Source organism: Yinghuangia sp. YIM S10712 (genome assembly GCF_051388935.1).
Taxonomy (GTDB): domain Bacteria; phylum Actinomycetota; class Actinomycetes; order Streptomycetales; family Streptomycetaceae; genus Yinghuangia.
Genome location: NZ_JBPKBI010000001.1, coordinates 229,972 through 241,959 on the forward strand (window position 1 = coordinate 229,972; position 11,988 = coordinate 241,959).

Below are 11,988 nucleotides of genomic sequence, written 5' to 3' on the forward strand. Positions count from 1 at the left end.
GTCCTCCCAAAAGGGCCTGCCGAAAGGTTCCGACGTGGCCCGGCGTCCTCGCGGCGCCGGGCCACGCGCACGTCGTGGTGCGGGACCGGTGCAGGATGGGGGCATGACGATCGACCAGAACCTCTTCGGCGGTCCCGACCCGACTCTGCTGCCCGACGAACCGGAGCCCCGCGAACTCCTCGCGGCCGGCACCGACCCGTCCGAAGTCGCAGCCAAGTACCCCAAGTCGTCCGCCGCGTGGGCCGCGCTCGCCGACCGGGCGTTCGCCGCCGGCAACCACGTCGAGTCGTACGCCTACGCCCGCACCGGCTACCACCGCGGCCTCGACGCGCTGCGCAAGGCCGGCTGGCGCGGCCACGGCCCGGTGCCGTGGGAGCACGAGCCCAACCAGGGTTTTCTGCGTGCCCTGCACGCGCTCGCGCGGGCGGCCGGCGCGATCGGCGAGGAGGAGGAGCAGGTGCGCTGCACGCTCTTCCTGCGCGAGAGCAGCAAGGCGGCGGCCGACGCGTTGGAGGGCTGACGGCTCGTAAGGTCCCTGTCGTCGTGAGGACCTGACGGAACGTCAGGGCAGAACTCGGACCGGTCGTGTGTCAGGCGATCGGCGTTTCCGGGACATACAGGCGCCAGCCGCCCGCACGCACCGTCCAGGTGCGCAGCCGCACCGGCCCGGTGGTCATAGCGTCCGCCTCATAGGTGAAGTCGTGGCCGCAGACCGTGATCTCGCGCGCTCGGATTTCGACCAGCGGGCCGGGTGTGGAGCAGTCCTCGTGCGGGCGCGCGGCGCCGCGCGTCTGCGCGGGGAGGCCGAAGCGGCTCACGGCCGGGTAGCCGGTGACCATGACGCTGGCGGTGCCGATCGCGGGCGCGGGCTGCGTGCGGGTGGCGCCGGCCTCCGCGCCGGCGATGTTGACGGACCGTTCCTGCACCGTTGCGGACGGCAGGTCCACGGAGGGCGTCGTCTCCACCGGGCGATTGTCGCAATCGTCACATCCGACGTGCACCGAGAAAAGCGGGCGGTCGGTGTCGGCGATCACTTCGCCGTCGGCCTCGACCCGCAGCCGGTGCCCGGCCGGGCCGACCGCCGAGGACACCGTGTGCGCCGCGCGGTCCCAGATGTGGCGCAGCGTCTTGCGTGCGGCGGGGCCCGCGAGGGACGCGGGACGGATGGCGCGCACACCGTTGCCGATGCGCACCGAGCGCAGCGCGACGCCGCCCAGGTCGTCCACCAGAAGGTCGAGCGCGCGGTCGTGGTCGCCGAGTGCCACACGAGCGGCTTTCGCGGGCTCTGCGGGCAGTCCGAGCGCCTTCGCGAGCCCGTTCGGCGAGCCGGCGTGCGCGGCGACCGGGACCACCCCGAGAGGGGTGTAGGCGAGCTCGCCGTGTCGCTCCAGCAGCCGGACGACGGAGTGCACGCCGCCGTCGCCGGCGACCACCACGACACGCCGACGGCCGCGGCGTACGAGGGCCCGTTCGAGCTCGGCGGCATCGGCGGGAACCACGGTTTTCGCGGGGGCCGCGGCCCGCAAAACGTCCAGCGCGACCCGTACCGACTCGCCGTCCACCGAGCGTGCCGCGGGGTCTGTGATCACGAGCAGCGCACGCTCGGCCGACACCGGTCGTCCTTCCTCAGGTAACCTCTCCCCGCAAGAGCCCCTTGCGCGCAGGCGTCAAGGGGCTTGGACTTTCCGGGGCTCCCGTGAACAAACATGCCCCGCCTGGAAGGGGTGTACGCCTCATGCCCGCACTCGTGCTCGTCGGTGCCCAATGGGGAGACGAGGGCAAGGGGAAGGCCACCGACCTGCTCGGCGGTTCGGTCGACTACGTGGTCCGATACCAGGGCGGCAACAATGCCGGCCACACGGTTGTCATCGGGGACCAGAAGTACGCGCTGCACCTTCTGCCCTCCGGCATCCTCACACCGGGGTGCACCCCGGTCATCGGCAACGGAGTCGTCGTCGACCCCGGTGTGCTGCTTCAGGAGATCCACACGCTTCAGGACCGCGGCGTCGACACGTCGAAGCTGCTGATCTCCGGCAACGCCCACCTCATCACGCCCTATCACCGCACGCTCGACAAGGTGACGGAACGGTTCCTCGGCAAGCGGAAGATCGGTACCACGGGCCGGGGCATCGGTCCGGCGTACGCGGACAAGATCAACCGTGTCGGCATCCGCGTCCAGGACCTGTTCGACCCCGGCATCCTCCAGCAGAAGGTCGAGAGCGCGCTGCGCGACAAGAACCAGATGCTGGTCAAGATGTTCAACCGGCGCGAACTGTCGGTGCAGGCGGTCGTCGACGAATACCTCCAGTACGCCGACGCGATCAAGGACTACGTCGCCGACACGACGTACATCCTCAACAAAGCGCTCGACGAAGACAAGGTCGTCCTGCTCGAAGGCGGCCAGGGAACGCTGCTGGACGTCGACCACGGCACGTATCCATTCGTCACGTCGTCGAACCCGACGTCGGGCGGCGCGTGCGCCGGCTCCGGCATCGGACCGACCAAGATCAGCCGGGTCATCGGCATCCTCAAGGCCTACACGACCCGCGTCGGCTCGGGACCGTTCCCGACCGAGCTGCTGGACGAAGACGGGGAGAAGCTGCGCACGATCGGCGGCGAGTTCGGGGTCACCACCGGCCGCGACCGGCGCTGCGGCTGGTTCGACGCGGTGATCGCGCGGTACGCGGCGCGCGTCAACGGGCTCACGGACTTCTTCCTGACCAAGCTGGACGTGCTGACGGGGTGGGAGCAGATCCCCGTCTGCGTCGCGTACGAGATCGACGGCGTGCGGCACGACGAGATGCCGATGTCGCAGTCGGACTTCCACCACGCCAAGCCGGTGTACGAGATGCTGCCGGGCTGGTCGGAGGACCTGACCCAGGCCAAGAGCCTCGACGACCTGCCGAAGAACGCGCGGGACTACGTCAAGGCGCTCGAAGAGATGTCCGGGGCGCCGATCTCCGCGATCGGCGTCGGGCCGGGCCGCGACCAGACGATCGCCGTCCGGTCGTTCCTGGACCGGTAGGCGGGTCGCCCGGGCGCCCGAGAGGGATTGCGCTGCCTCCGAGACCGACTCCGTGTCGGTCTCGGAGGCCGGCGACCGACAGTGCGCCCGTTTCGGGCCTGTCGGGTGCTCTCTAGGCTGTGCCCCATGACCACAGTGGACCCGGCGGCCGGGAAGGCCGTGTACGAAGCAGACCGCGCGCATGTCTTCCACTCCTGGTCCGCGCAGGGGCACGTGGCCCCCCTGCCGGTCGCGGGGGCGCAGGGCGCCTATTTCTGGGACTACGAGGGCAACCGCTACCTCGATTTCGCCTCGCAGTTGGTCTTCACGAACATCGGCCACCAGCACCCGAAGGTCGTCGCGGCGATCAAGGAGCAGGCCGACAAGCTGTGCACGGTCCAACCCGCGTTCGCGAACGACGCGCGCAGCGAGGCCGCCCGCCTCATCGCCGAACGCGCTCCCGGCGACCTGAACCGCGTCTTCTTCACCAACGGCGGAGCCGAGGCGATCGAGCACGCCGTGCGCATGGCCCGGCTGCACACCGGGCGGCACAAGGTGCTCTCGACGTACCGCTCGTACCACGGTGCGACGGCCAACGCGATCGTGATGACCGGTGAGCCGCGGCGCTGGGCGAGCGATGCCAACGTCGCGGGGATCGTGCACTTCTGGGGGCCGTACCTGTACCGCTCGCCGTTCCACGCGACGACCGAGGCCGAGGAGTGCGCGCGGGCGCTGGAGCACCTGGAGAACACCATCGTGTTCGAAGGGCCGGGGTCGGTGGCCGCCGTCGTGCTGGAGACCGTGGTCGGCACGGCCGGCATCCTCGTGCCGCCGCCGGGCTACCTCGAAGGCGTGCGGGCGCTGTGCGACAAATACGGCATCCTCTTCATCGCGGACGAGGTCATGGCCGGATTCGGCCGTACCGGCGCGTGGTTCGCGGTGGACAACTGGAACGTCGCCCCGGACCTCATCACCTTCGCGAAAGGCGTGAACTCCGGCTACGTGCCGCTCGGCGGCGTGATCATCTCGGACGCGGTCTTCGAGACGTTCCGCGACCGCCCCTACCCGGGCGGCCTGACGTATTCCGGCCACCCGCTGGCGTGTGCGGCGGCCGTCGCGACGATCACGGCGATGCGCGACGAGAAGATCGTCGAGCACGCCAAGTGGCTCGGCGACGCGGTGATCGGCCCCGAGTTGCGGGCCATCGCCGAACGGCACCCGTCGGTCGGCGAGGTGCGCGGCCTGGGCGTGTTCTGGGCCGTTGAGCTGGTCCGCGACAAGGAGACCCGCGAGCCTCTCGTGCCGTACAACGCCGCGGGCGCGGACGCGGGCCCGATGAACGACTTCGCCGCGGCGTGCAAGGCGCGCGGCCTGTGGCCGTTCGTGAACATGAACCGCACGCACGTCGTGCCGCCGTGTACGACCACCGAGGCTGAGGCGAAGGAAGGCCTCGCGATCCTCGACGAGGCGCTCGCTGTCGCCGACGCGTTCTGCGCCTGACGCCGCAGTGGGGGGGGGGGGGGGGGGGGGGGGGGGGGGGGGGGGGNCGCCGTGTACGACCACCGAGGCTGAGGCGAAGGAAGGCCTCGCGATCCTCGACGAGGCGCTCGCTGTCGCCGACGCGTTCTGCGCCTGACGCCGCAGTGGGGCCACGGCCGTTTCCGGGCGTACGGATCACCCGCATCCGTCGGCTCCGGAACAGCCGTGGCCCCACGCGGTTTTCGAGTCCGTGTCTTTCGCCATGCCATCGACGCCCGAAGGGAAAAGAGAGACCGAGACCCGGACATCCCTTCGTTTGACCTCTCCCCCTGACTGAGGGGGCTCCCACAGCTCGCGCTGAGGGGTTTCCTGCTTCGTCGCCGACCGCCTGTCCGGATCGCTCCGTCCAGGTCTTGCACCGGCTCCACAGGCCGAGACCGCCGGCCCGGCGGTCGAACGTAAAGTAGCGCGCACATCACGGAAACAGAAAACCGAGTGGATCGGATGGGGGACGTCCGCCGGTGCGGGGGCATCGGTGGCTGGGTGAGAAGAGACCTACGTGCAGCGGACTGAATCCGACGATGTGTTCACCGGGATCTCGTTCACGGGCGCGGTACGCCGCATCAGCCTGCGCGAGGAGATCGCCGAGGCCCTCAGCGACGACCTGGTGACCGGGCGGTTGTCCGCAGGGGCGTCGCTGACCGTGAACGACACCGCGCGCCGATTCGGCGTGTCCGCAACTCCCGTGCGAGAGGCGCTGATCCACCTCGCCGCGCACGGACTGCTCACGGGCGGCCACCACCGCGGCTTCCAGGTCGCGCATTACGGGTGGACCGACTTCACCGAGATATTGGAGGCCCGCAAGCTCATCGGCGTGCCCCTCGTCGGCCGCATCACGCGCACGATGCCGGACGAGTCCGGGCCCGTCCTCGCCCGGCTCGCCGACCGGCTGGACGCCGTGCGCTGGTACGGCGACACCACCGAGACCGCGCTCGTCGACCGCCAGTTCTACGGCGAGCTCGGCCGGTTGGCCGGCAACGTGCGGTTGGCCGGAATGCTGCGGCTCATGCGGGTGCAGGCGTGGATGTACCTCGGCCCGTATCTGCGCTCCGCGCAGGTGCCGACCGAGGCGTGGCGGCGGCACCGCGAACTCGTCGACCGCATGGTCGCCCGCGACCCCGAGGGCGCTCAGGCCATCATGCGCGACAACGTCGCCGCGATGCGCCCGTTCGCGAAGCGGCTTGTCACGGCGGCGGGCGGGGATGCCGGTTAGCCGGGCCGCGCAGCCGGGGCGGGTGGTCGACGAGACGCGGGCGTGGACCTCGGCTAGCGTTGTCCAGCCGTTTGCGTGTTCCCCTGTTCACGCGCTGCCGTGTTCCCTGTGTCACCGCGAAACCGCTGCCCTTGTCCCGACTTTTCCCCGCCTGGAGTTCCGCTGTGGACTGTGACGTCTGGCTCGTCCCGCTCGTCGACGCGCTGTGCCACAGCCCGGAGAATCCCTTCAAGGAGGAACTGGCCGCGTACGACACGGTCCTGACGGCCGGGGGGCTTCCGCCCGTGCCGGTGTACGCGTGGACGGAGGGGCTGGAGAAGGGTGTGTGGACCGTCGGGGCGTTCGACCACGACTCGCTGCACTTCCTGCGCCGCGCGTATCTGCTGCACCGCACGGGTTTTCCCGTGACGCCGGTCGATGTGCTCGGCGAGGACTACGACCAACTGCTGGAGACCTTCGAGGCGGCGGCGCAGCACTCGCATCTGGTGTGGCACTACGACCACGCGGGCGCGTACTTGCCGGTCGACTTCCCCCGTCCGCTGATGGACGAGCCGTTGCCGGAGGACGGCGGGCCCCTCGGGTCGAGTCTGGGAATGCTGCGCGAACTGGAGGACCTTGCGCCGTACATCGGCGTGGACCTGCTCGATCCGCCTCTGCCGCAGCCGACGTACGACGCGTCCTTGTATGCCCGTGAGCGCTTTGTGTGGGCGGTTTTGTACCGCGCGGCGCAGCTGAGTGTGCGCCAGGGCTCGATGATCGTGTTCGCCTGACCCGTCGGCCCCGCGCCCCGACTCCCTTTTCAGCCAACCGCTCTGACGGGATGTCAGCGCTGCTTCGGTCGGTTCGTCACCATTTATCCGGGGGCAGTGCGGATCCTGCGTGCATCCTTGGAAAAAGTTCGGTCCGTGCTGCAAGGAAGCGGGGGCATCCGGACATAGACAGGCGACGGTTGAGGGACGGGGGGTGCAGGTGGGGCGGGATGAGGCGTTCCGGGACATATACCGGGAGCACTACAACGCCGTTTACCGCTATGCCTGGCGCCGTGTCGGTCCCGATGCCGCACATGACGTCGCGGCCGAGGTCTTCCTGATTGCGTGGCGGCGCTGGGAGACCGTGCCGCGGGCGGAACCCCTTCCGTGGCTCTACGGAGTCGGCCGCGGCGTCGTGCGGAACCACCAGCGTGCGGAGCACCGCGGGCTCATGTTGGAGGCCCGGCTCATGGTCGAGCGCGACCAGCCGGGCCGTGATCTGGCCGACCGCGCGGCGGAGCGCAACTCGGTGGTCAACGCGTGGCAGAGCCTGGGCGAGACCGACCGCGAAGTGCTGGCGCTGGTGGGCTGGGAGGGCTTGGACATACCGTCCGCGGCCAAGGTCATGCGGTGTTCGGTCGCGGCGTTCACCGCGCGTTTGTACCGGGCCAAACGTCGCCTGAGAACGGCTCTCGACCGGCAGGACAGGGCAGCCGAGGACATGCCGCATCAGCCGGCGGTCCCGGCCCGGATGGGTTTGGAGGAGCGATGCGTCTGACGGACGGTGTCCGCACGCTGATGCAGCCGAACGACCCGGCCCCACCGCACGGCGACGAGTTGTCGACGAGCGCGAGGTTCACGCTTGAGGACATCCTCGTCTCACGCCCCGACGCGGTGTCGACCCGTACAGGGGTCGGGCCGACACCGCGTCGGATCCTGACCGGGCGGGCCCGCCGCGGGTGGTTGTGCGCGATGACCCTCGCGATCGTCGCCTCGACGGGCGTCGCGGTGTCGCTGGGCTTTCCCGAGCCGCAGCCGGCCGTGCTCCGGGAGAGCGTGTACTGCTACACCGACACCGATGTCGACGCCGATCCCATGCACGGTATCCAGACCATGCGGGCCGGTGTGGTGGACGCCGCGGCCACGGCCGTCGAGCAGTGTGCCGATTTGTGGCGAAACGGAACGTTGCTCCCCGGGGCCCGGACGGGGATTCTCCATCCCGATCCGGGTCCGGACCGCGTCGTGCCGCCACTGGTGGCGTGTGTGGTCAAGGACACCGCCGCGGTTTTTCCGGCGGGTCCGGGATTCTGCCAGGCGGCCGGGCTGCCGCCGCTGTTGCCGGCCCCGGCGCGCTTCTGATCAGGGATATATCTCCCAGGACGAGGCCTGGTTGTTTATCTGCGTGACATTCCAGCCGCCGGTCGGGAAACCCTCGACCGGGCCCGTCTGATTGGTGTGCGTCCACAGTTTCAGATAGCAGCCGGGGGAGACGTCGACGTACGACGCTTTGTCGTTCATCGCCCACGGGATGTTTCCCACGTGGAAATACGTGCACTGGTAGTCGCTGGTCACCCAGCTCGACTCCGGAGAGCCGGCGTAGTCCCAGATCACTGCGGCGGTGTACGAGCCCGCTGCTGCGGCACGACTGGTTGCGCTGTCCGTGTTTGTTCGGCTTTGGTCGATGAACTCGTGGACCTCGGCGACGGTGCCGAAGCACTTCTGGAAGGCGGAGTCGGTGTTGATCACGCAGTGGTTGCCCGCAGGCTCGGGGGCGGCCGAGGCGGGGCCGGACAGCAGGGCGGCGCCGGTGGCCAGGGCTGCGGAAACAGCGGCGATTCGTTTCTTGGTCATGGTGGCTCCAATTTTCTGATATTGCACCGAGGTGTTTGCAGGGAAGCGCATGCTAGCCCGGCGGAAGATTGTGCGTGAAGCGATGGAGTTTGATTTCGGCCAGCCTTTTATCCGGGATCTACGGCATGTCTCGTGATATTTTTCCCCCGGCCGTCTGGCTGAATTTCAGATAAACGTTTCCGGATAAAGTGAGAGGGTGTCCGGCGGGCGGGAATCGCACACCCGTTCGCCCCGGAAGGCGGCAGATGTACAGGCGCAGCCGACACGGTTTGCCCCGTTTTCCGGCCAACCCGGCGGGAGTCGTACAAGAGGCTGACAAACGGTCACCGCACGAGGGCGGCGGACGGGCGGCGGGCCGTCCGCCGGCGGGGCACTACGCTCGACCCCGTGAAGGTCCTTGTCATCGGCAGCGGTGCCCGTGAGCACGCGCTCTGCCGCTCGCTGTCCCTCGACCCCGCGGTCGACTCCCTCTACTGCGCTCCCGGCAACGCCGGCATCGCCGAGATCGCCGAGTTGCGGCAGGTCGACGCGATGAACGCGGCGTCGGTCGCCGACCTGGCCGCCGGGCTCGGGGTCGACCTGGTGGTCGTGGGCCCGGAAGGCCCGCTGGTCGCCGGGTGCGCCGACGCCGTCCGGGCACGCGGCATCGCGTGTTTCGGCCCGTCCGGCACCGCCGCCCGGCTGGAGGGCTCCAAGGCCTTCGCGAAAGAGGTCATGGCCGCGGCCGGGGTCCCGACCGCGCGCTCCTATGTCTGCACGACACCCGAGGAGGCCGCCGCCGCGCTCGACGCGTTCGGACCGCCGTACGTCGTCAAGGACGACGGCCTGGCGGCCGGCAAGGGCGTCGTGGTGACCGACGACCTGGAAGCGGCCCGCGCGCACGCGGCGTCGTGCGGGCAGGTGGTGATCGAGGAGTTTCTCGACGGCCCCGAGGTGTCGCTGTTCGCGGTGACGGACGGCACGGCGGCGATCGCCCTCCAGCCCGCGCAGGACTTCAAGCGCGTCGGCGACGGCGACGCCGGGCCCAACACGGGCGGCATGGGCGCGTACTCACCGCTGCCCTGGGCGCCAGACGGCCTGGTCGACGCCATCATGTCGATGGTCGTCCAACCGACCATCGACGAGATGCGCCGGCGCGGCACCCCGTTCTCGGGCGTGCTGTACGCCGGCCTCGCCCTCACGTCGCGCGGATTGCGCGTCATCGAGTTCAACTGCCGTTTCGGCGACCCCGAGACCCAGGTCGTGCTGGCGCGTCTCCAGACGCCGCTCGCGTCGGTCCTGCACGCGAGTGCGACCGGCCGGATCGGCGATCTCGAACCGCTGCGGTGGCGCGACGGCGCGGCCGTGACGATCGTCGTCGCCGCCGAGAACTACCCGGCGACGCCGCGCACCGGCGACCCGATCGAGGGCCTCGCGGAGGCGGCCGAGGTGCCCGACGCGTTCGTGCTGCACGCCGGAACGCGCCGCGCCGAGGACGGCAGCATTCTGTCGTCGGGCGGGCGCGTGCTGTCGGTGACGGCGACGGGCGACACGCTGGCCGTCGCCCGCGACCGCGCGTACGAGGCGGTGGGCCGCATCCGACTGGCCGGCTCACACCACCGGACGGACATCGCCGCCCGCGCGCTCAAGGGCGAGATCACCGTCGGCTAGGGGATCGGCACGAGCCGCAGCACGGAGGCGCGGTTCGGTCACATGCGGTCATATGAGGTCACATAACCAATACTTCGCGTCATGTCGCACCGATCCGGTCCTGAAGCGGAGTGGATTCGATCCGCCGTGATGCCGTTCCGATCATGTGATCGTCCGGGCGCATCCGGGTCCTGACCGAGTTCCTTGGTGATCCGTTTACTGTGCCGATCGGCCCCGTGATCGCCCCGCCGCTCACTCTCGCGGATGGAGTTCGCCCCGAACGGGATGAACCTGCGAACTCGTCGCATTATCGTGCGAGCACTGTGGTTCGCCGTGCGGCGAGCCGTGCTCCGCGGCCCGCCTCCGGGTGGGCCGTGCTGGGTGACCCGAATCCTGGATGGGGGCGAACGGGTGACCGGTGCCGCCGAGGCCCGTGCGCGGGCGAAAAGCGTGCTGCGTGTTCGCATGGGGACGATCCTGTGCGCGATCGGAGCCGCCGTACTCCTGTTGACCGGCGCTTCACGCAGCACCGGCGACGGCCTTCCCGGGATGGTTCTCGCCGTCCTCGCGGTGGCCCTCACCCTTTTGATCGCCTGGGCCGCGCTCGGGCTCGTGCTGGTCCGCAGGCCGCGCAGCGGCGCGGTGCCGCTGCGCTTCGAGGACGCGCCCGAGTTCCACCGCATGATCGCCGACCTCGCGGCCGACCTGGACGTGCCGGCTCCCGACGAAGTGCGCGTCTGCCCCGAGTGCGACAGCTGGCTCGAACAGGACCCCGGACGCCTGTGGTCGCGCCCGCGCACCGTGCTCGTGGTCGGCGCACCCTTCGTGTGGTGGCTGCGCGTCGGTGAACTGCGGGCGCTTCTCGCCCCGGTCGTCGCCGGCACCGAGCCCGCGAACGACCCGGTGATCGCGTCCGCCCGCGCCTGGGTGCGCCGCCTCGACGCCGTGGCGCATCCGTACGCCGCCCGTGTCCGACCTGCCACGGTCGTCCCGTGGACCGCGCCCCTGCGCCGGGTGCCGCGCGCGTTCGCCCGCCAACTGGTCGATCTGACACGCGGTCAGGCCGAGGTGATGGAACGCGACATCGCCGCCTGGGCGTCGGCCCGCGCCCAGGACGTCGACGCGCCGCTGCGGGCGACCGCGCACGAACAGGTGGGCCTCGCGTACGCGGGCTGGGACCGCCTGCTGACGCGCCTCGCCGCGCCCGCGTGGGACCTCGGCAGATACCCCGACGCGCTGATGGCCGGGGTCGTCGCCGCGCTCACCGAACTGTCGCAACGCGACCGGCTGGCCGACGTTTTCGGTGCCCGGCTCGCCGAACGCCCGGCGTGTGACCTTCTCGTCGCGCCCGAGCGCATCGACGCGCGGGTGTCGCGGCTCGCGGCCGACATCTTCGCCGACGACGCCGAGCGGCGCCCCGTCGGCTGGTCCGAGTACCCCTGCGAAGTGATCGAGCCGATCTGGCGTGCGCGCGCGGGCGTGCTGGTCGACGCGCTCGACGCGTCCGACGGTCGGCCCGGCCCGGCCTGCGTCGGCCGTGTCCTCGACCGCATCCGCGAAGGCCCCGTGCGGGGCCGCCGCGCCGGATCGGCCACGATCCGCCACGATGCGTTCGACCCCGAGCACATGACCGACCACGTCATCGCACTCGTCGCCTGCGCGGCGGTGGACTCCGGGCGCATGCACGCAGCCGTCGACTGGCTCGACGGCGCCGTCCTCGCCGACGCCCGCGACCGCGTCGCCGACCTGCCCGGCCTGGTCGGGCGCGCCGTTGACGACCATGACGACGTGCCGCTGCGTACCTGGCTGGACGGCATCGGCGTGCGCACCGCGGAACCGATCAGGCTCGGCGGCTGACACCCGCGTGCAACCGAACGCCGTCGGCGGACGTCGACAAGATGCGCGGTGCCCGTGTCGGCCCGCAGCGTGGCCGCCGGTGCAACCGACCGCGGCCGGGGGACGTCGACAAGAGGGCGGTACGCGAACGCCCTGAGCCGGCCCCG

General features: G+C 70.5%; 11 protein-coding genes. 9 read left to right on the top strand and 2 right to left on the bottom strand.

From position 1 onward, the window contains the following. Positions 1-103 precede the first annotated feature (103 nt). On the top strand, positions 104-520 hold the full coding sequence (locus ACRX5W_RS01145; protein WP_436785976.1) for a DUF3151 domain-containing protein: 417 nt from the start codon (positions 104-106) through the stop codon (positions 518-520). Positions 521-590: 70 nt separating this feature from the next. On the opposite strand, the gene ACRX5W_RS01150 is transcribed toward ACRX5W_RS01145, so the two are convergent. Continuing rightward, entirely contained in the window at positions 591-1,613 is a 1,023-nt protein-coding gene (locus ACRX5W_RS01150) for a diacylglycerol kinase family protein (RefSeq protein ID WP_436785977.1), read from the bottom strand. A 122-nt stretch (positions 1,614-1,735) separates the two neighbouring features. Between ACRX5W_RS01150 and ACRX5W_RS01155 the strand changes: the two genes are divergently transcribed. The 6 genes from ACRX5W_RS01155 to ACRX5W_RS01180 all read left to right on the top strand — a co-directional run bounded on the left by ACRX5W_RS01155 (position 1,736) and on the right by ACRX5W_RS01180 (position 7,864). After that, positions 1,736-3,025: an adenylosuccinate synthase gene (locus ACRX5W_RS01155; RefSeq protein WP_436785978.1), complete on the top strand. Its 1,290-nt coding sequence runs from the start codon at positions 1,736-1,738 to the stop codon at positions 3,023-3,025. Between the two features lie 126 nt (positions 3,026-3,151). Continuing rightward, on the top strand, positions 3,152-4,504 hold the full coding sequence (locus tag ACRX5W_RS01160; RefSeq protein WP_436785979.1) for an aspartate aminotransferase family protein: 1,353 nt from the start codon (positions 3,152-3,154) through the stop codon (positions 4,502-4,504). 538 nt (positions 4,505-5,042) lie between these two features. Next, on the top strand, positions 5,043-5,756 hold the full coding sequence (locus tag ACRX5W_RS01165; RefSeq protein ID WP_436785980.1) for a GntR family transcriptional regulator: 714 nt from the start codon (positions 5,043-5,045) through the stop codon (positions 5,754-5,756). Between the two features lie 164 nt (positions 5,757-5,920). Beyond that, complete coding sequence (locus ACRX5W_RS01170; RefSeq protein WP_436785981.1) at positions 5,921-6,526, top strand: hypothetical protein; 606 nt, start codon at positions 5,921-5,923, stop codon at positions 6,524-6,526. Positions 6,527-6,725: 199 nt separating this feature from the next. After that, positions 6,726-7,283 carry an RNA polymerase sigma factor gene (locus ACRX5W_RS01175; RefSeq protein WP_436785982.1) on the top strand — a complete coding sequence of 186 codons (558 nt, stop codon included), beginning with the start codon at positions 6,726-6,728 and terminating at the stop codon, positions 7,281-7,283. Beyond that, entirely contained in the window at positions 7,274-7,864 is a 591-nt protein-coding gene (locus tag ACRX5W_RS01180; RefSeq protein WP_436785983.1) for a hypothetical protein, read from the top strand. The genes ACRX5W_RS01175 and ACRX5W_RS01180 overlap by 10 nt, the downstream gene beginning before the upstream one ends. Here ACRX5W_RS01180 and ACRX5W_RS01185 read toward each other — a convergent pair whose 3' ends face one another. Next, positions 7,865-8,356, bottom strand: coding sequence for a hypothetical protein (locus tag ACRX5W_RS01185; RefSeq protein ID WP_436785984.1), 492 nt, complete (start codon positions 8,354-8,356; stop codon positions 7,865-7,867). Between the two features lie 387 nt (positions 8,357-8,743). Between ACRX5W_RS01185 and purD the strand changes: the two genes are divergently transcribed. Beyond that, positions 8,744-10,006: a phosphoribosylamine--glycine ligase gene (gene purD, locus ACRX5W_RS01190; RefSeq protein ID WP_436785985.1), complete on the top strand. Its 1,263-nt coding sequence runs from the start codon at positions 8,744-8,746 to the stop codon at positions 10,004-10,006. Positions 10,007-10,366: 360 nt separating this feature from the next. Continuing rightward, the gene (locus ACRX5W_RS01195) at positions 10,367-11,842 is read left to right on the top strand and encodes a hypothetical protein (protein ID WP_436785986.1); all 1,476 of its coding nucleotides are present in this window, start codon (positions 10,367-10,369) and stop codon (positions 11,840-11,842) included. The last annotated feature ends 146 nt before the right edge of the window (positions 11,843-11,988 follow it).

Excerpts from the sequence above, each read along its gene's own strand:
- ACRX5W_RS01145 (WP_436785976.1), top strand. The coding sequence starts at position 104 with ATGACGATCGACCAGAACCTCTTCGGCGGTCCCGACCCGACTCTGCTG.
- ACRX5W_RS01155 (WP_436785978.1), top strand. The coding sequence starts at position 1,736 with ATGCCCGCACTCGTGCTCGTCGGTGCCCAATGGGGAGACGAGGGCAAG.
- ACRX5W_RS01160 (WP_436785979.1), top strand. The coding sequence starts at position 3,152 with ATGACCACAGTGGACCCGGCGGCCGGGAAGGCCGTGTACGAAGCAGAC.
- ACRX5W_RS01180 (WP_436785983.1), top strand. The coding sequence starts at position 7,274 with ATGCGTCTGACGGACGGTGTCCGCACGCTGATGCAGCCGAACGACCCG.
- ACRX5W_RS01185 (WP_436785984.1), bottom strand. The coding sequence starts at position 8,356 with ATGACCAAGAAACGAATCGCCGCTGTTTCCGCAGCCCTGGCCACCGGC.